Source organism: Streptomyces sp. NPDC104202 (genome assembly GCF_055584185.1).
This window is the reverse complement of record NZ_JBVJMN010000002.1, coordinates 59714-77741: the sequence shown is the minus strand read 5'-3', so window position 1 is coordinate 77741 and position 18028 is coordinate 59714. Positions and strand designations below refer to the sequence as shown.

Here is an 18028-nt window from a genome sequence, read left to right as displayed (position 1 = left end):
TCCCCCCGCCCCGTTAGACTCGACCTTTGGCACGTTTGCGCCCTTGACGTCGAGCGGGGCCGCCCAGCCAGCCAACGGAAGCACGGGAAGAGATGTCCGCACCCAATAAGTCGTACGACCCGGTTGAGGTCGAGGCACTGAAACCGGAAGAGATCGAGCGCATGCGGGACGAGGCGCTCGCCGCCTTCGCCGCCGCGGGCGACCTCGACGCGCTCGCGCAGGCGAAGACCGCGCACACCGGTGGCACCTCGCCGCTGGCGCTCGCCAACCGGGAGATCGGCGCCCTGCCGCCGCAGGCCAAGGCCGCCGCCGGAAAGCTCGTGGGCCAGGCCCGCGGCGCCGTCTCCAAGGCGCTCGCCGCCCGCCAGACCGAGCTGGAGGCCGAGCGGGACGCCCGCGTCCTCGTCGAGGAGGCCGTCGACGTCACCCTGCCGTACGACCGCGTCCCGGCCGGCGCCCGTCACCCGCTGACCACCCTCATGGAGCGCGTCTCCGACGTCTTCGTCTCCATGGGGTACGAGGTCGCCGAGGGCCCCGAGGTCGAGGCGGAGTGGTTCAACTTCGACGCCCTGAACTTCGTGCCGGACCACCCGGCGCGCCAGATGCAGGACACCTTCTTCGTCCGCGGCACCACCGCCGACGGAAAGGCCACCTCGGGCGACGAGTCCGGCGTCGTGCTCCGTACGCACACCTCGCCGGTCCAGGCCCGCACCCTCATCGACCGGGAGCCCCCGGTCTACGTCGTGTGCCCCGGCCGCGTCTACCGCACCGACGAGCTCGACGCCACGCACACCCCGGTCTTCCACCAGATCGAGCTGCTCGCCGTCGACGAGGGCCTGACCATGGCCGACCTCAAGGGCACCCTGGACCACATGGTCCAGGCGCTTTTCGGCCCGGACATGAAGACCCGGCTCCGCCCGAACTTCTTCCCCTTCACCGAGCCGTCCGCAGAGATGGACATGCTCTGCTACGTCTGCCGCGGCGAGTCCGTCGGCAACCCGGACCGTCCCTGCCGCACCTGCGGCAGCGAGGGCTGGATCGAGCTCGGCGGCTGCGGCATGGTCAACCCGAAGGTGCTCGTCGCCTGCGGTGTGGACCCCGAGAAGTACAGCGGCTTCGCCTTCGGGTTCGGAATCGAGCGGATGCTGATGTTCCGCCACAACGTCGACGACATGCGAGACATGGTCGAGGGTGACGTCCGGTTCACCCGGCCGTTCGGGATGGAGATCTGATGCGGGTCCCGCTTTCTTGGCTGCGGGAGTACGTCGACCTGCCGGCCACGGCGACCGGCCGCGACGTCCAGGCCAAGCTCATCTCGGCCGGCCTCGAGGTCGAGGCCGTCGAGCAGCTCGGCGCCGGCCTGACCGGCCCGCTGGTGGTCGGCAAGGTCCTCACGATCGAGGAGCTGACGGAGTTCAAGAAGCCCATCCGCTTCTGCACCGTCGACGTCGGCCAGGCCAACGGCACCGGCGAGCCCCAGGAGATCATCTGCGGCGCGCGGAACTTCGCCGAGGGCGACAAGGTCGTCGTGGCCCTGCCCGGCGCCGTGCTCCCCGGTGACTTCCGGATCGCCGAGCGCAAGACGTACGGCCGCGTCTCCCGGGGCATGATCTGCTCCGGCGACGAGCTCGGCATGGGCGACGACGGCACGCACGGCATCATCGTGCTGCCGCCGGAGCACGAGGTCGGCATCGACGCCACGGTCCTCCTGGAGCTGTTCGACGAGGTCCTCGACATCGCCGTCACCCCGGACCGCGGCTACTGCCTCTCGCTGCGCGGCGTCGCCCGCGAGACCGCCACCGCCTACGGCCTGCCGCTGCGCGACCCGGCGCTCCTCGACGTGCCCGCGCCGAACTCCTACGGCTACCCGGTCCGGATCGGCGACCCGATCGGCTGCGACCGCTTCACCGCGCGCACGGTCGTCGGTCTCGACCCCGAGGCCCGCAGCCCGATCTGGCTCCGCCGCCGCCTGCAGAAGGCCGGCATGCGCCCGATCTCGCTCGCCGTGGACATCACCAACTACGTGATGCTGGAGCTCGGCCAGCCGCTGCACGCCTACGACCGCACCCGGATCGACGGGCCCATCGGGGTCCGCCGCGCCGAGGCCGGCGAGAAGATCACCACCCTCGACGGCACCGTGCGCGTGCTCGACGCCGAGGACCTGGTCATCACCGACAACCGCGGCCCGATCGGCCTCGCGGGCGTCATGGGCGGTGCCAACACGGAGATCGCCGACCCGGTGACCGACCCCGAGACCGGCGTCGTGTCCGGCTCCACCGAGGTCGTCATCGAGGCCGCGCACTTCGACGCGATCTCGATCGCCCGCACGGCCCGCCGCCACAAGCTCTCCTCCGAGGCGTCCAAGCGCTTCGAGCGGGGCGTGGACCCGCAGGCCGCCGCCGCTGCCGCCCAGCGCACCGTCGACCTGCTCGTGCTCCTCGCGGGCGGCACCGCCGAGGCCGGCGTCACCGAGATCAGCGCGCCGTCCGCGCCGCGCACGATCGCGATGCCGGCGAACCACCCCGACCGGATCGCGGGCGTCGACTACGGCCGCGAGACCGTCGTCCGCCGCCTCCAGGAGGTCGGCTGCGACGTCTACGGCCAGGACGAGCTCGTCGTCACCGTGCCGTCGTGGCGCCCCGACCTGGGCGAGCCGAACGACCTCGCCGAGGAGGTCATCCGGCTGGAGGGCTACGAGAACCTGCCCTCCACGCTGCCCAAGCCCCCGGCCGGCCGCGGCCTCACCGAGCGCCAGCGCACCCACCGCCGCGTGGGCCGCGCCCTGGCCGGCGCCGGGTACGTCGAGGCGCTGAACTACCCGTTCATCGGCGAGCAGGCGCTCGACCAGCTCGGCCTGGACGCGGACGACGACCGCCGCCGGCTCGTCACCCTGGTCAACCCGCTCTCCGACGAGGAGCCCGCGCTCCGTACGACGCTGCTCCCGGGCCTGCTCGGCGCGCTCCGCCGCAACGACAGCCGCGGCAGCCACGACCTGGCGCTCTTCGAGACCGGTCTCGTCTTCCGGCCGGAGGGCGAGCCCGGCGTCGCCGTCCGCCTGCCCGTCGACCGGCGTCCCACCGACGAGGAGATCGCCGGCGTCAACGCGGTGCTGCCCAGGCAGCCGCGGCGCGTCGCCGTCGTCCTCGCCGGGGCGCGCGAGCAGGCCGGCTGGTGGGGCAAGGGCCGTCCGTCCGACTGGGCGGACGCCGTCGAGGCCGGCCGCACGGTGGCCGCCGAGGCCGGTGTGGAGCTGATCGTCAGCGCCGACCGCCACGCCCCGTGGCACCCGGGCCGCTGCGCCGCGTTCCACGTCGAGGTGGCGGGCGAGAAGGTCCTCGTCGGCCACGCCGGCGAGCTCCACCCGCGGGTGGTGAAGGCGTTCGGCCTTCCGGCCCGCAGCTGTGCGATGGAGATCGACCTGGACCTCCTGGAGCAGGCCAACGAGGGCCCCCTGCGGGCTCCCCGCATCTCCTCCTTCCCGGTGGCCACCCAGGACGTCGCCCTCGTCGTCGCCGGCGAGGTCCCGGCCGCCGACGTCGAGGCCGCCCTGCGCGAGGGCGCGGGCGAACTCCTGGAGTCCGTCCGGCTCTTCGACGTCTACACGGGCGACCAGCTCGGCGAGGGCCACAAGTCCCTGGCGTACGCGCTGAAGTTCCGCGCCACGGACCGCACCCTCACCGTCGACGAGGCCAGCGCGGCCCGCGACGCGGCCGTCGCCCTGGCGTCCGAGCGCACCGGGGCCGTCCTCCGCGGCGCCTGACGCACCCGCACGACCCCAGGAGGGCCGCCCCGGAATCCCCGGGGCGGCCCTCCGTCGTGTGTGGGGGAGTGCGCCCGCGCGCGGCGTACTCCTGAGCGGGGCTCGTCCTGCTGTCCGCGTGGCGGACCCCTGGCGGGGGGAGGCGCGACGGGGGCGCTCACTCCTTCGGGTGAGTCGGCCGACGGCTGTTCCCCCGTGCCCCGTACGGTCGGCAGAATCGACGCGGCTCGCGGGCGCGGACCCGTCGGGCCGCGGGGCCTTCGGGCGCTGTCGGGGCTCGGGAAGGGCCGTGCATGATGCGTACCTGGACGTCGGTCGCCGTTCGCTCCCGCCTCCGCCGGCCGGCCCCGCTCGTCCTGCCGCTCGCGTGGGGAGCCGCGGCGGTGGTGTGGAGGTTCTGGTGCCCGCCGGCCGGGGAGCCGGGCCTGCCGACGCGGATCGCCACGAGCGTCGTGTTCCTGAGCGTGGGCGTCGGCCTCGTCCTGGGGCTGCGGCGGGGCCCCGTCCGCGAGCTGGCCCGGGTGCGGGCCGTCGCCACCGCCACCCAGCGGGTCCTGCTCCGTCCGCCGCCCGCCCGGCTCGACGGACTCGCCCTCGCGGCGGGGCAGTCGTCCGCGACCCGGGGCGCGACGGTGGGCGGCGACCTGTACGAGGCGGTGGCCACGCCGTACGGGGTGCGGATCGTCGTCGGGGACGTGCGGGGGCACGGTCTCGCGGCGCTCGGCGCGGTGGTGGCCGTCCTCGGCAGCTTCCGGGAGGCCGCCCACGACGAGCCCGAACTCGGGGGCGTGCTGCGGCGCCTGGAGCGGGCGCTCGAACGCCATCTGCGCGAGCGGGCGCGCGACGAGCACCCGGCGCGGGCGGGCGCCGGCCCCCGGCATCCGGCAGCGGAGGATTTCGTGACGCTGCTGCTCCTGGAGATCGGCCCCGACGGGCGGCTCTCCGTCTTCAACTGCGGTCATCCGGGCCCGTACCGGCTGGGCGCGCGTGTGGAGCGCATCGCGCTCGGCGATCCGCTGCCGCCGCTCGGGGTGCTGCCGCTCCCCGCCGAACTCGTCCCCTACGGCGCTGCCGCGCTACTCCCGGGCGAGACGCTGGTCCTGCACACCGACGGGGCGGAGGAGGCCCGCGACCGCCGGGGGCGGTTCTTCGCCCTCGACGAGGCCCTGGCCGCGATGGCCGGTGCGCCGCCCGCCGCGCTGGTGAGGGGCGTCCACGAGGCGCTGCTGCGGCACACGGGCGGCCGGCTCGCCGACGACGTCGCCCTGCTCGCCGTGCGCAACGACCGGGTCCGGGTAGCGGCGCAGCCCGCCGAACCCGGGCTGCGTCGCTCCCGGCCCGCCCCCTCCTCCCACAGGTGAGCGGGGAGCGCGGGGCCGGCGACGCCCGCCCCGCCACGGAGTGTCGGGCAGATCGGCGGGGCGGGCGACGCGGACCGGGCAGCCGCACTGTCAGAGGGGGAGCCGGCGGCCCGGTCCTCGCCTTGCGGCGAGATGCTCAGTCAACTAGGGGCCGGGCGGGGGCGGCAGCGTGCGCGGACCGGCGGAACGGGTACTCGGTTCACACCCCGTGCGAATGTGCGCCGGACACCGCCGCGCGGCGCGGGGCCGGCCGCCGCGGGATGACCCCGTGCGGCGTCGTGCCCGGGGCGGCCCCGTACGGTCCCGGTCCGTCCGAAGTCCGTCCGTACGCGGTCGGTCCGTACGGAGTCGACACGTACGGAGTCGAGCCGTATGAATTCGGCCACCCTGGAGGCCCGCTCGGCCCTAGGGTGAGTGCACCGAGTCACCGGAGGGGCCCATGCAGCCCAACACCCTGCTCGACGCCCTGCTCGACGAGGCGGGCGTCTCGCACGCCGGCCTCGCCGCCCGGGTGAACCGGGCCGGCCGGGGCAGGGGCCTCACCCTGCGCTACGAACACACCGCGGTGGCGCGCTGGTTGAAGGGCCAGCGGCCGCGCGGCCAGGTCCCGGACCTGATCTGCGAGGTGCTCGCCGCCCGGCTGCACCGGCAGGTGACCCTGGACGACATCGGCCTCGGGGTGCCCGGCGTGCCGCCCGCGGCCCTCGGCGCGCCCCTCTCCGGCTTCGTCGAGCGGGCCCCCGCCCTGTGGCGCTCGGACGAGCAGCGGCGGCCCCACACCCTCGGTGCGCAGGCCGTGACCGGCACGCCCGCGGTGATGCCGGTGTGGGAGTGGGAGAACCCCCCTGAGGACGCGGACGTGTCGCGCGTCGGGCGGGGTGCGAAGGTCTCGGCGGCCGACATCTCCGTGCTGAGCGCGGCCCGTTCGCACTACGAGCAGATGTACCGCAGGGCCGGCGGGATCGCCACCCGGGCCCGGATCGTCGGCTTCCTCACCGGCGAGACCGCGCCGCTGCTCCGGGGCGCGTACAGCGACGCCCTCGGGCGGCAGCTGCACCGCGCGACCGGGGGACTGGTCGCCGTGGCCGGAATCTGTGCCTACGACGCCGACGCGCACGGCCTCGCCCAGCGCTACTTCCACCAGGCCCTGCGGCTCGCGAAGGCGAGCGGCGACCGGGGCCTGGGCGCCTATGTGATCGCCCTGCTCGTCAACCAGGCGCTGTTCATGGCGGAGTACCGGCAGGCGGTGGCGTTCGCGGAGGCGGCGCTGCGGGCGGCGGGCCGGCAGATCACCCCCGCGCTGGCCGCGGACCTGACGGCGATGCAGGCGAAGGCGTACGCGCACCTCGGCGACGCCACCGCGGCGCTGGCCTGCATCCGGCGGGCGGAGTCCGCGGCGGAGCGGATCAGCCCGGGGGAGGAGCCGGCCGAGACGGGCTACGTCCAGCCGGGGTTCGTCGACGTCCAGGTCGCCGAGGCGCTGCTCAGCCTCGGTGATCTCGCGGGGGCGCACGAGCACGCCTCGGCGGCGGTCCGCACGCCCTCGCACGACCGGGGGCGGGTGCACCGGCTCGCCATGCTCTGTCAGATCGAGCTGCGCCAGGGCGAGGCGGACGGCGCCGCGCGCACGGCGGTGGAGATGACGGAGCGGGCGCGGGGGATGGAGTCACGTCGGCTGAGGGACCGGCTGCGCCAGGTCCGGGAACAGCTCCTCGAGAGCGACGGGCGGGAGGCCCGTGAGGCGGCGGCGTTGATCGACGGGGCGCTGCGCGTTCCCCTGTAGCCCGCCAACTGCTGCGATATTGCCACCAATCAAGCACCGACCAGTCGGAAGGTGGCAAGAACGTGCAATGGACGAAACTGAGCGAACGCTCGGTCTATGAGAACCGCTGGTTCCGGGTGAACCTCGCGGACGTCGAACTCCCGGACGGCCGCCACCTCGACCACTATCTGATCCGACTCCGCCCCGTCGCCGTCGCGACGGCCGTCAACGACGCGGACGAGGTCCTGATGCTCTGGCGCCACCGTTTCATCACCGACAGCTGGGGCTGGGAGCTGGCCGCCGGCGTCGTCGAGGACGGCGAGGACGTCGAGTCCGCCGCCGCGCGCGAGATGGAGGAGGAGACCGGCTGGCGGCCGGGGCCGCTGCGCCACCTCCTCACCGTCGAGCCCTCCAACGGCCTGTCGGACGCCCGGCACCACCTCTACTGGGCGGACCGCGCCACGTACACCGGACCGCCCGAGGACGCCTTCGAGTCCTCGCGGCGGGCCTGGGTCCCGCTCAAGCAGATCCCCGACATGATCACCCGGGGCGAGATACCGGCCGCCAACATGGCCGCCGGGCTGCTGATGCTCCACCACCTGCGCCTCGGCTGAGCACCGGGGCTCCGGGAACCCGGGCGCGACATGCCGGACGGCCCGTACCTGTGCGTGTGTACGGGCCGTCCGGTGTCCAGGGGGATCAGGGGTACGGGTAGAAGCCCGACCCCGTCTTGCGGCCCAGCCGGCCCGCGTCCACCATGCGCTGGAGCAGCGGGGGAGCGGCGTACAGCGGCTCCTTGAACTCCGCGTACATCGAGTCGGCGATCGACGCGATCGTGTCCAGGCCGATCAGGTCGGAGAGCTTCAGCGGACCCATCGGATGGGCGCAGCCGAACTCCATGCCGTTGTCGATGTCCTCGCGGCTCGCGATGCCGGACTCGAACATCCGGATCGCCGAGAGGAGGTACGGCACGAGCAGCGCGTTGACGACGAAGCCGGAGCGGTCCTGCGCGCGGATGGCGTGCTTGCCGAGCGCCTTCTCCGCGAACGCCTGGGCGCGGCTGATCGTGCCCTCGGAGGTGGTGAGGGCGGGGATCAGCTCGACGAGCTTCTGCACCGGGGCGGGGTTGAAGAAGTGGATGCCGATGACCTGGTCGGGGCGGGAGGTCGCCACGGCCAGCTTCACCAGGGGGATGGAGGAGGTGTTCGAGGCCAGGATGGCGTCGGGCCGGGTCATGACCTGGTCGAGCACCTGGAAGATCTCGGTCTTGACCTGCTCGTTCTCCACGACGGCCTCGATGACGAGGTCGCGGTCGGCGAACTCGCCCAGGTCGGTGGTGAAGCTGAGGCGGGCGAGCGTGGCGTCCCGCTCCTCCTCGCTGATCTTGCCGCGCTCGGCGGCCTTGGACAGCGAGTTGAAGAGCCGCGTGCGGCCGATCTCCAGCGCCTCGCCGGTGGTCTCGGCGACCTTCACCTCGAGCCCGCTCCGGGCACACACCTCCGCGATGCCCGCGCCCATCTGGCCGCAGCCCACCACTCCGACGCGCTCAATGTCGGCCATGGAGTCCGTCACCTCGTGCCTTTCGCTCTTCTCTGGCGGCGGGCCCGCGTGATTCCGGTGCGTCCGCCTCGACCCCCACGACGTTACCGCTCATTAACCGATGATCGATCGTCCGGGCCGGGCATGCTGTCCGGGTGGGTGTGACGTATCCGACAGAGGAGGGGTACAAGTGCCGCCTATCGGCAGAAGAGGGTTCGTGGCAGGCGCCTCGGGCGCCGCGCTCGCTGTGACGGCATCGACAGGGACGGCGGGGGCCGACGGGACGGCAGGGGCCGCGGGCGGCGCCTCCGGGTCGGCGGCCGGGTCACCACGGGAGCACGGCGCCCCCGTGCGGGGCGGGCCGCGCCGAGGGCCGGAGTTCCGCGGGATGTGGCTCGCGACGGTCGCCAACCGCGACTGGCCCTCGCGCACGGGGCTGACCGCGGCGCAGCAGCGCGCCGAGCTGCTCGGCCACCTCGACACGGCGGTCCGGCGCCGGCTCAACACCGTCGTCCTGCAGGTCCGGCCGACCGCCGACGCGCTCTGGCCCTCGCCGTACGAGCCGTGGGCGCAGTGCCTCACCGGCACCCAGGGCCGCGACCCCGGCTGGGACCCGCTGGGCACGGCGGTGCGCGAGGCCCACGCGCGCGGCCTGGAACTGCACGCCTGGTTCAACCCGTACCGCGTGGCGAACCACACGGACCCCGCCCGGCTCGTCCCCGCCCACCCGGCGCGGCTCCACCCGGAGTGGGTGGTGCCCTACGGCGGGAAGCTGTACTACGACCCCGGCCGGCCCGAGGTCCGCAGCTTCGTGCAGAACGCGATGCTGGACGCGGTGCGCCGGTACGACGTCGACGCGGTGCACTGGGACGACTACTTCTACCCGTACCCGGTGGCCGGGCAGGTCTTCGCCGACGACGCGTCCTACGCGCGGTACGGCGGCGGTTTCCCCGACCGGGCGTCCTGGCGGCGGAACAACATCGACCTGCTGGTGTCGGAGATGTCCGCCCGGATCAGGGAGACGAAGCCGGGCGTCGCCTTCGGGGTGAGCCCCTTCGGTGTCTGGCGCAACGCCGCCACCGATCCGGAGGGGTCGGACACCCTGGCCGGGGTCCAGACGTACGACGACCTGTACGCCGACACCCGTACATGGGTCCGGGAGGGCTGGCTGGACCACGTCGTACCGCAGCTGTACTGGAACATCGGGCTCCCCGCCGCCGACTACGCCCGGCTGCTGCCCTGGTGGGACCGGGTCGTCCGGGGGACCGGCGTCGGCCTCTACATCGGCGAGGCGCTCTACAAGGCGGGCGATCCGGCCCAGCCCGCCGCCTGGCAGGACCCGGAGGAGCTCTCGCGCCACCTGGCGCTCGCGGCCGGGTTCCCGTCGGTCGGCGGCCACTGCTTCTTCGCGGCCAAGGAGGTCGCCGCGGACCCGATCGGGGCGATGTCCACCGTGGTGGACGACCACTATCCGACCCGGGTCCGCGCGCCGGGACGGTAGGGACTCAGCGGGCCCCTTCCTCCGGGTGGTGGCGTACGACGGTGTCGGGGCCCGGGGACATCAGGGCCTCGTGACCGTCGTCGTCGAACTTCACGCGGTACGGGGGAGTGCCGTTCTCCCCCAGTACCTGAAGGACCTCGGCCGTACGGTCGTGATGACCGACGGTCCGGCCGTGCACCAGCAGCTTGTCGCCCACGCTCGCCTGCATCGGGGTGACCTCCTCGCGGCAGCGCCTGTCCTGGGTGGGTGTCTCTGTCTGCCATTGTGGCGCGCGTCACCCCCTCCCGTCGCGTCAGCTCCGGGCCCGCTGGGTCACCGCGATGCAGACGAGGACGCCGACCGCCGCGAGCGGAGCGGCCAGGGGGAGCGTCTCGCCCAGCAGGAAGACCGACCAGAACAGGGTGAGGAGCGGCTGCGCGAGCTGGAGCTGGCTCGCCTTCGGGATGCCGATCGACGCCATCCCGCGGTACCAGACGTAGAGCCCGAAGAAGGTGGAGCCGGCGGCGACCCACACCAGCCCGACGACGCCGTGGACGGTCAGGCGGACCGGCTCCAGCGCCAGGGCGAGCGCCGAGGCGGGCACCATCAGCGGCAGACAGAGCACCAGGGCCCAGCCGATCACCTGCCAGCCCGGCATCAGCCGCGCCAGCCGTCCGCCCTCGGTGTAGCCGGCCGCGCAGACCAGGAGGGCGCCGAAGAGGTACAGGTCGCCCCGAGACAGCGCGCCGCCGCTCTGCTGGAGGGTGAACGCGATCACCACCACCGCCCCGGAGACGGCCGCGACCCAGAAGGTGCGGGACGGGCGGCGGCCGGTGCGCAGCGCGGCGACGGTCGCGGTGGTCAGCGGCAGCAGACCCACCACGACGGCGGCGTGCGAGGTGGTGGAGGTCTGCAGGGCCAGCGTCGTCAGGAGCGGGAAGCCGACGACGACCCCGCCGGCGACCACGGCGAGACCCGCCCAGTGGCGCCGCTCCGGCAGGGACACCCGGCCGGCGAGGAGGAAGCCTCCCGCGACGAGGGCGGCGAGGGTGGACCGGACGGCGACCAGCGACCAGGGGCCGAAGCTCTCCAGGCCCCAGACGGTCGACGGGAAGGTGAGCGAGAACGCCACCACGCCGAGCACGGCCAGGAGGGTGCCCCGGCCGACCGGGTCGGCGGCGACCGAGGCCGAGGGTGACCCGGTGGCGGCCGGGGAGGCGCCGGAGGCGGAGCTGCCGGAGGAGGCGGAGTCCGGCGCGGTGCGCGCGCCCGTGCCCCGTGCGGTCGCGGCGGTCGTCGCGGTCCGGCCGGAGGCGGGGACCGCTATCGTCGAGGTGATAGTAGCGCTATCCTCTGTTCTCATGCACGAGCGTAGCAGCGTGGCAGAGCTGGCGAAATCCCTGCGAGCGGAAGTCGACCGCTACTCTCCAGGTGGAAAACTGCCATCGAGTCGCGCCCTCGTCGAGCGGTACCGGGTCTCGCCGGTCACCGTCACCCGGGCCCTCGCCCAGCTCGCGGCGGAGGGACTCGTCGTCACCCGCCCCGGCGCCGGCGCCTTCCGCGCGGAGCCGCGTACCGCCACGCCCGCCGTCGGCGACACCTCCTGGCAGGAAGTGGCCCTCAGCGCCGACACCGCCGGGGACGTCGTGCCCCGGGCCGTCGACGCCTCCGGCGTCCTGGTCACCCTGGCCGCGCCGCCGCCCGGCGTCATCGAGTTCAACGGCGGCTACCTCCACCCCTCCCTCCAGCCCCAGCAGGCCCTGGCCGCCGCCCTCGCCCGCGCCGGGCGCCGCCCGGGCGCCTGGGGCAGGCCGCCCACCGACGGACTGCCCGAGCTGCGCGAGTGGTTCGCCCGCGACATCGGCGGCGGCGTCACCGCGGCCGAGGTCCTCGTCACCGCCGGCGGTCAGTCGGCCCTCGCCACCGCCCTGCGCGCGCTCGCCCCGCCCGGCGCCCCCGTGCTCGTCGAGTCGCCCACCTACCCCGGCATGATCGCCGTCGCCCGGGCCGCCGGACTCCGGCCCGTCCCCGTGCCCACCGACGCCGACGGCGTGCGCCCCGAACTCCTCGAAGCCGCCTTCCGCGCCACCGGCGCCCGCGTCCTCGTCTGCCAGCCGCTCTTCCAGAACCCGACCGGTGTGGTCCTCGCCGCCGAACGCGGCCGGGAGGTCGTCCGCATCGCCCGCGCCGCCGGTGCCTTCGTCGTCGAGGACGACTTCGCCCGCCGGCTCGTCCACGAGGACGCGCCGCCCCTGCCCGCCCCGCTCGCCGCCGAGGACCCCGACGGCGTCGTCGTCCACGTCCGCTCGCTCACCAAGATCACCTCGCCCAGCCTGCGCGTCGGCGCCCTGGCCGCCCGCGGTCCCGTCCTGGAGCGCCTGCGCGCCATCCAGGTCGTCGACAGCTTCTTCGTCGCCCGGCCCCTCCAGGAGGCCGCCCTCGAACTCGTCGGCGCGCCGGCCTGGCACCGCCATCTGCGCGCCGTCTCCCAGGAACTCAGGGACCGCCGCACCCTGATGGCCGCTGCGGTCGCCCGGCACCTCCCCGGCCTGTCCCTGCCCCACCTGCCCTCGGGGGGCCACCAGCTCTGGCTCCGGCTCCCCGACGCCCTCCCGGAGGCGTCCCTCGTCGCCGCCGCGCTGCGGGCCGGGGTCGCCGCAGCCCCCGGGCGCCCCTACTTCTGCGCCGAACCCCCCGCCGGGCACATCCGGCTGAGTTTCGCGGGTGTCGCGGGTCCCGCCGAGATCGCCGAGGGGGTGCGCCGGCTGCGGACGGCGGTCGACGAGCTCACCGGATGACCCTCCGGGGCCGGGCGGGGAGCGGGCCGGAGCGGCACCGCCACGGCCCTGGCCGCGGGCAAATTCACCTGACAAGTCCCGTGCCGCGCTGGCAGCCTGCGGCCATGGACGACAGCGCGGCCCCCGCCGCCCCCGCCGGCTCCGTCATGCACGGGGCGTACGAGATCTCAGCCGACCCCGACCGGATCGACCCGGCCCTCGTGCACCACTGGCTCTCCACCGACGCCTACTGGGCGCTCGGCCGACCTCGGGAGAAGCAGGACCGCGCGATCGCCGGCTCCCTGAACCTCGGGGCCTACCACCGGGAGACCGGCGAGATGAGCGCCTACGCGCGCGTGGTCACCGACTACGCCACCTTCGCCTGGCTCTGCGACGTCTACGTCGACCGCCCGGCCCGCGGCACCGGACTCGGCACCGCGCTCGTCACCTTCGTCCGCGACCGGCTCGCCCCGCACGGACTGCGCCGCATCATGCTCGCCACCGCCGACGCGCACACCGTGTACGAGAAGGTCGGTTTCGCGCCACTCCAGAATCCGGACAAGTGGATGGCTCTCGGGCAGCAGTGAACCGCACCCCCGCGGGCCACCCGAAATGACCCCTTGACCTGCGGGGCCACCGGCCTCACGATCGCGGCCATGGGTCTTCGGGTGACGCTCGTCACGGCGGCACGCAGCTCCTCCCTGCTCGCCGAACGCTTCGACGACGACCGGCCGCTCGACGAGGCCGGCTGGTACGAGGTGCAGCAGGCCGCGCCCGCGCTCATCCCGCTCGGCTCGGCCGAACTCCGCTACTGCTCCCCGACCCCGCGCAGCCGCGCCACCGGCACCGCCCTCGGCTACGCGCCCCTCGCCCAGCCGGCCCTGCGCGACTGCGACATGGGCCGCTGGCGGGGCCTGACCCTCGCCGAGGTCGCCGCCCTCGAACCGGCCGCCGTCGACGCCTGGCTCAGGGACCCCCGCACCGCCCCGCACGGCGGCGAACCCCTCCTCGCCTTCATCACCCGGATAGGGAACTGGCTCGACACCCGCCCGGCCGAGGACGGCGCCATCGTCGCCGTCGCCGAACCCTCCGTCGTGCGGGCCGCCCTCGTCTACGCGCTGAAGGCACCGCCCGCCACCTACTGGAACGTCGACGTCCGCCCCCTCTCGACGGTCACCCTCACCGGCCGCCCCGGCCTCTGGCACCTCCACCTCGACACCGCCCTGCGCTGACCCCGCCGGGCATCCGAGCGGAGCGCGGGCCCGCGACCGGCTAGCCTGAGAACACGATGAACCGTTTGAGCACGTCATGGGGCGCCTTCACGCTGACCCGCTTCCCCGAGGACCCGCGCGACCAGCTGCGCGCCTGGGACGCGGCCGACGAATACCTCCTGGGCCACCTGGCCGACACCGGCACCGACCTCTCCGGCACCGTCGCCGTCATCGGCGACCGCTGGGGAGCCCTCGTCACCGCGCTGCAGGCGGCCGGAGCCGGCGAACTGGTCCAGATCACCGACTCGTACCTCGGGGAGCGGGCCACCCGGGCCAACCTCGCGCGCGCGGGCGCGGCCCCGGATGCCGTCCGGCTGCTCACCACGCTGGACACGCCCCCCGCGCGCGTCGACGTCCTCCTCGTCCACGTCCCCAAGAGCCTCGGGCTCCTGGAGGACCAGCTGCACCGCATCGCGCCGGCCGTGCACGAGGGCACCGTGATCGTCGGCACCGGCATGGTCAAGGACGTCCACACCTCCACCCTCAAGCTCTTCGAGCGGATCCTCGGCCCCACCCGCACCTCCCTCGCGGTCAAGAAGGCCCGGCTCATCCACACCACGTTCGACCCGGACCTCACCCCGGGCCCGAACCCCTGGCCGTACCGGTACGACCTCCCGGCCGACACGCCCGCGCCCGGCCTCCCCGGCCTGACCGTCACCAACCACGCAGGGATCTTCTGCGCGGACCGCCTCGACATCGGCACCCGCTTCTTCCTCGCGAACCTGCCCGGCGGCTTCGGCCGCGCCCGGGTCGCCGACCTCGGCTGCGGCAACGGCGTCGTCGGCCTCGCCATCGCCCTCGAGGAGCCCGAGGCGGAGGTCGTCTTCGCCGACGAGTCCTACCCGGCGGTCGCCTCCGCCCGGGAGAACTTCCGGGCCCACCTCGGCGAGGACCGCCCGGCCGAGTTCCTCGTCGGCGACGGGCTCGGCGACCTGCCCGCCGGCTCCGTGGACCTCGTCCTCAACAACCCGCCGTTCCACACCCACCAGGCCACCACCGACCGCACCTCCCGCCGGATGTTCGCCGACGCCCGGCGCGCCCTGCGCCCCGGCGGCGAACTGTGGGTCATCGGCAACCGCCACCTCGGCTACCACGTCACCCTGCGGCGCGTCTTCGGCAACAGCGAACTCGTCGCCAGCGACCGCAAGTTCGTCGTCCTGCGCGCCGTACGCCAGGCGTAGCGCCGGACACCGCCCCGCCCGGCCCCGGACGTCCTCCGGACCGGGCGGGACCGCGTCCGGACGCCGGCCCGCCTCACGGCGGTGCTCCCCGCCCCGGCTCACCAGTCGGGGAAGGCCAGGTCGAGGGCGCGGACCCGCTCCTCGCCGGAGGTCACGGCGAGCGTGGCGATGCGGTCCTGCCGGAAGGTGAACATGAGCGCCGCCACCGGGCGGCCCGCGACGAACGCCACCGCACCGACCGCGCCGTCGACCAGGGCGGGCCGGGACACGTCGGCGAACCGCGCGAAGGCCGCGGCGCCCTCCGCGACGGCGGGGGCGCCGTGCACCGGACCGCGATCGGAGTACGCCACGACGTCCGGGTCGAGGACGGCGGCGAGCGCGCGTGCGTCGCGCGCGCGTGCGGCCCGCAGGAATCGGTCCACCACGATCCGCTGCCGCCCCGGATCCTCCGCTGTCCTGACCGCCCCGACACCCCGGACCCGGTCCCGCGCCCCCCGCGCGAGCCGCGCCACCTCGGCGGCCGGCGTCCCGGTGATCCGCGCCGTCTCCCGCGCCGGAAGCCCGAACACGTCGTGCAGCACGTAGGCGAGACGCTCCTCGCCCCCGAGTGACTCCAGCACCACGAGCAGCGCGAGCCACACGGACTCGATCCCCGCCCGCGAGGCCCCGGAACCGTCCCCGGCCCCGGCCCCGCCCTCGGGGCCACCCGCGGGCGTCCCGGCCCGCGCCGGTCTCCCACCCCCCGGCGCCTCCCGGGCGGCCGCCACGCCCCCGGCGCCGTCGCGCCCGGCGGGGAACGCGTCCGGGAACGCGTCCGTGACAGCGTCCGGGAACGCGCCTCCCCCCTCGGGGCCCGTCTCCGCGTCCGAACCCTCCGCCGCCCCGTGGGCGCGCCATCGTCCGGCCGCCCCCCGCTCCTGGAGCCCGCGCACGCAGGTCTGCCCCACGAGAGCCGTCAGCCAGGCGCGCACGGCGGCCCCCTCGTCCCGGCCGAGCCCCGCCCGCGCCACCGCGAGCATCTCCTCGGCCTCGGCGGGGGACCCCATCATCCGGAGTGCCACACACCGCAGTTGGTCCTCGTGCGCGTCGAAGCGGACGGTCAGGGCGGTCAGGAACGTGTCGTCGGACATGGCGTCTCACTCCTCATGGGTTCCGTACCCGCTTGACGCGAACGCCCACCCGGATGTGACAGCCCGCCCCCGGGTCCCCGGCGCGGCAGCGGAAAGGGCCGGCCCGACGCGCGGGGCGTCGGGCCGGCCCTCTCGGGTGCCGGGTGTGCCGGTGGGTCCGTGGTGCCGGGGGTGCCGGTCAGTCCGTGCCGAACTCCATGGCGGCGCGGTCCAGCATCTCATCGTCGTCGGACACCTCGCCGCGGGAGGCGATGGCCTCCGCGCCGCCCTCGGGCATGGTGCCGATCAGGCCGGTGGCGGCGGCCTGCGCGGCGCCGATCGAGGGGCTGCCGGTGCCGATGAGGCCGAGGCCGGCGTACTGCTCCAGCTTGGCGCGGGAGTCGGCGATGTCGAGGTTCCGCATGGTGAGCTGGCCGATGCGGTCGACGGGGCCGAACGCGGAGTCCTCGGTGCGCTCCATGGAGAGCTTGTCCGGGTGGTAGCTGAACGCCGGGCCCGTGGTGTCGAGGATCGAGTAGTCCTCGCCGCGCCGCAGCCGCAGGGTGACCTCGCCGGTGACGGCGGCGCCGACCCAGCGCTGGAGGGACTCGCGGACCATGAGGGCCTGCGGGTCGAGCCACCGGCCCTCGTACATGAGGCGGCCCAGGCGCCGGCCCTCGTTGTGGTACTGGGCGAGGGTGTCCTCGTTGTGGATCGCGTTGACGAGCCGCTCGTAGGCGGCGTGCAGCAGCGCCATGCCGGGGGCCTCGTAGATGCCCCGGCTCTTGGCCTCGATGATCCGGTTCTCGATCTGGTCCGACATGCCCATGCCGTGGCGGCCGCCGATGGCGTTCGCCTCCATGACCAGGTCGACGGGGGAGTGGAACTCCTTGCCGTTGATGGTCACCGGGCGGCCCTGCTCGAAGCCGATGGTGACGTCCTCGGTGGCGATCTCGACCGACGGGTCCCAGAACTTGACGCCCATGATCGGGTCGACCGTCTCGACGCCCGTGTCCAGGTGCTCCAGCGTCTTGGCCTCGTGGGTGGCGCCCCAGATGTTGGCGTCGGTGGAGTACGCCTTCTCCGTGCTGTCGCGGTAGGGCAGCTCGTGGGCGAGCAGCCACTCCGACATCTCCTTGCGGCCGCCCAGCTCGGTCACGAAGTCCGCGTCCAGCCAGGGCTTGTAGATCCGCAGGTGGGGGTTGGCGAGCAGGCCGTAGCGGTAGAACCGCTCGATGTCGTTGCCCTTGAAGGTCGAGCCGTCGCCCCAGATCTGGACGTCGTCCTCCAGCATCGCCCGGACCAGCAGGGTGCCGGTCACGGCGCGGCCGAGCGGGGTGGTGTTGAAGTAGGCGCGGCCGCCGGAGCGGATGTGGAACGCCCCGCAGGTCAGGGCGGCAAGGCCCTCCTCGACCAGCGCCGCGCGGCAGTCGACCAGGCGCGCGATCTCGGCGCCGTAGGTCTTCGCGCGGCCGGGCACCGAGGCGATGTCCGGCTCGTCGTACTGGCCGATGTCGGCGGTGTAGGTGCACGGGATGGCGCCCTTGTCGCGCATCCAAGCGACGGCGACGGAGGTGTCGAGGCCGCCGGAGAAGGCGATGCCGACGCGCTCGCCGGCGGGCAGGGAGGTGAGGACCTTGGACATAGGAAGAGTATGCATGATTCCGCATGGTCATGCAACGCCGGGTCGGCGGGACCCCCGGCGGGCCGGGGTCCGCCCTGCGCGGGGCAAAAGAAAAGGCAAGGAGGTCTCGCACTCCTTGCCACTCTCAAGATATAGCGCACAGG

Annotated in this window: 15 protein-coding genes; 10 read left to right on the top strand and 5 right to left on the bottom strand. The window is 74.4% G+C overall.

The annotated features are described in order from the left end of the window. Positions 1–92: 92 nt before the first annotated feature. From pheS to ACZ60W_RS01660, 5 genes are all read left to right on the top strand, one after another. Positions 93–1232, top strand: coding sequence for a phenylalanine--tRNA ligase subunit alpha (gene pheS, locus ACZ60W_RS01680; protein ID WP_469753331.1), 1140 nt, complete (start codon positions 93–95; stop codon positions 1230–1232). Next, on the top strand, positions 1232–3760 hold the full coding sequence (pheT, locus tag ACZ60W_RS01675) for a phenylalanine--tRNA ligase subunit beta (protein ID WP_469753330.1): 2529 nt from the start codon (positions 1232–1234) through the stop codon (positions 3758–3760). The genes pheS and pheT overlap by 1 nt, the downstream gene beginning before the upstream one ends. A 293-nt stretch (positions 3761–4053) precedes the next feature. Beyond that, positions 4054–5121 carry a PP2C family protein-serine/threonine phosphatase gene (locus ACZ60W_RS01670; RefSeq protein ID WP_469753329.1) on the top strand — a complete coding sequence of 356 codons (1068 nt, stop codon included), beginning with the start codon at positions 4054–4056 and terminating at the stop codon, positions 5119–5121. Positions 5122–5560: 439 nt separating this feature from the next. Beyond that, positions 5561–6904 (top strand): transcriptional regulator, encoded by a 1344-nt coding sequence (locus tag ACZ60W_RS01665; protein WP_469753328.1) that lies wholly within the window; start codon positions 5561–5563, stop codon positions 6902–6904. A gap of 62 nt (positions 6905–6966) precedes the next feature. Next, positions 6967–7497: an NUDIX hydrolase gene (locus ACZ60W_RS01660; RefSeq protein WP_469753327.1), complete on the top strand. Its 531-nt coding sequence runs from the start codon at positions 6967–6969 to the stop codon at positions 7495–7497. A gap of 85 nt (positions 7498–7582) precedes the next feature. Here ACZ60W_RS01660 and ACZ60W_RS01655 read toward each other — a convergent pair whose 3' ends face one another. Then, positions 7583–8443, bottom strand: coding sequence for a 3-hydroxybutyryl-CoA dehydrogenase (locus ACZ60W_RS01655; protein WP_469753326.1), 861 nt, complete (start codon positions 8441–8443; stop codon positions 7583–7585). Between the two features lie 100 nt (positions 8444–8543). Between ACZ60W_RS01655 and ACZ60W_RS01650 the strand changes: the two genes are divergently transcribed. Next, entirely contained in the window at positions 8544–9923 is a 1380-nt protein-coding gene (locus tag ACZ60W_RS01650; RefSeq protein ID WP_469753325.1) for a glycoside hydrolase family 10-like protein, read from the top strand. Positions 9924–9927: 4 nt separating this feature from the next. Here ACZ60W_RS01650 and ACZ60W_RS01645 read toward each other — a convergent pair whose 3' ends face one another. Together ACZ60W_RS01645 and ACZ60W_RS01640 are read right to left on the bottom strand one after the other, a co-directional pair. Further along, positions 9928–10131 carry a DUF1918 domain-containing protein gene (locus ACZ60W_RS01645; RefSeq protein WP_017241746.1) on the bottom strand — a complete coding sequence of 68 codons (204 nt, stop codon included), beginning with the start codon at positions 10129–10131 and terminating at the stop codon, positions 9928–9930. Between the two features lie 84 nt (positions 10132–10215). Then, on the bottom strand, positions 10216–11265 hold the full coding sequence (locus tag ACZ60W_RS01640; RefSeq protein ID WP_469753324.1) for a DMT family transporter: 1050 nt from the start codon (positions 11263–11265) through the stop codon (positions 10216–10218). Here ACZ60W_RS01640 and ACZ60W_RS01635 point away from each other — a divergent pair. From ACZ60W_RS01635 to ACZ60W_RS01620, 4 genes are all read left to right on the top strand, one after another. Next, on the top strand, positions 11264–12700 hold the full coding sequence (locus ACZ60W_RS01635) for an aminotransferase-like domain-containing protein (RefSeq protein WP_469753323.1): 1437 nt from the start codon (positions 11264–11266) through the stop codon (positions 12698–12700). The genes ACZ60W_RS01640 and ACZ60W_RS01635 overlap by 2 nt on opposite strands. Positions 12701–12804: 104 nt before the next feature. Continuing rightward, the gene (locus ACZ60W_RS01630; protein WP_469753322.1) at positions 12805–13266 is read left to right on the top strand and encodes a GNAT family N-acetyltransferase; all 462 of its coding nucleotides are present in this window, start codon (positions 12805–12807) and stop codon (positions 13264–13266) included. A 69-nt stretch (positions 13267–13335) separates the two neighbouring features. Continuing rightward, entirely contained in the window at positions 13336–13911 is a 576-nt protein-coding gene (locus ACZ60W_RS01625; protein WP_469753321.1) for a histidine phosphatase family protein, read from the top strand. Positions 13912–13967: 56 nt separating this feature from the next. Then, a complete protein-coding gene (locus ACZ60W_RS01620) occupies positions 13968–15131 on the top strand; it encodes a methyltransferase (protein ID WP_469753320.1) in 1164 nt (387 codons plus the stop codon). A 98-nt stretch (positions 15132–15229) separates the two neighbouring features. Here the strand turns inward: ACZ60W_RS01620 and ACZ60W_RS01615 are convergent, their stop codons facing one another. Both ACZ60W_RS01615 and argG read right to left on the bottom strand, forming a co-directional pair. Continuing rightward, complete coding sequence (locus ACZ60W_RS01615) at positions 15230–16261, bottom strand: DUF4440 domain-containing protein (RefSeq protein ID WP_469753319.1); 1032 nt, start codon at positions 16259–16261, stop codon at positions 15230–15232. 178 nt (positions 16262–16439) lie between these two features. Then, positions 16440–17885 carry an argininosuccinate synthase gene (gene argG / locus ACZ60W_RS01610; protein ID WP_469753318.1) on the bottom strand — a complete coding sequence of 482 codons (1446 nt, stop codon included), beginning with the start codon at positions 17883–17885 and terminating at the stop codon, positions 16440–16442. Positions 17886–18028: the final 143 nt, after the last annotated feature.

Coding starts and splice junctions, on each gene's coding strand:
- ACZ60W_RS01620 (WP_469753320.1), top strand. CDS start 13,968: ATGAACCGTTTGAGCACGTCATGGGGCGCCTTCACGCTGACCCGCTTC.
- pheT (WP_469753330.1), top strand. CDS start 1,232: ATGCGGGTCCCGCTTTCTTGGCTGCGGGAGTACGTCGACCTGCCGGCC.
- ACZ60W_RS01635 (WP_469753323.1), top strand. CDS start 11,264: ATGCACGAGCGTAGCAGCGTGGCAGAGCTGGCGAAATCCCTGCGAGCG.
- argG (WP_469753318.1), bottom strand. CDS start 17,885: ATGTCCAAGGTCCTCACCTCCCTGCCCGCCGGCGAGCGCGTCGGCATC.
- ACZ60W_RS01630 (WP_469753322.1), top strand. CDS start 12,805: ATGGACGACAGCGCGGCCCCCGCCGCCCCCGCCGGCTCCGTCATGCAC.
- ACZ60W_RS01640 (WP_469753324.1), bottom strand. CDS start 11,265: ATGAGAACAGAGGATAGCGCTACTATCACCTCGACGATAGCGGTCCCC.
- ACZ60W_RS01655 (WP_469753326.1), bottom strand. CDS start 8,443: ATGGCCGACATTGAGCGCGTCGGAGTGGTGGGCTGCGGCCAGATGGGC.
- pheS (WP_469753331.1), top strand. CDS start 93: ATGTCCGCACCCAATAAGTCGTACGACCCGGTTGAGGTCGAGGCACTG.
- ACZ60W_RS01625 (WP_469753321.1), top strand. CDS start 13,336: ATGGGTCTTCGGGTGACGCTCGTCACGGCGGCACGCAGCTCCTCCCTG.
- ACZ60W_RS01615 (WP_469753319.1), bottom strand. CDS start 16,261: ATGTCCGACGACACGTTCCTGACCGCCCTGACCGTCCGCTTCGACGCG.
- ACZ60W_RS01665 (WP_469753328.1), top strand. CDS start 5,561: ATGCAGCCCAACACCCTGCTCGACGCCCTGCTCGACGAGGCGGGCGTC.
- ACZ60W_RS01650 (WP_469753325.1), top strand. CDS start 8,544: ATGATCGATCGTCCGGGCCGGGCATGCTGTCCGGGTGGGTGTGACGTA.
- ACZ60W_RS01670 (WP_469753329.1), top strand. CDS start 4,054: ATGATGCGTACCTGGACGTCGGTCGCCGTTCGCTCCCGCCTCCGCCGG.
- ACZ60W_RS01645 (WP_017241746.1), bottom strand. CDS start 10,131: ATGCAGGCGAGCGTGGGCGACAAGCTGCTGGTGCACGGCCGGACCGTC.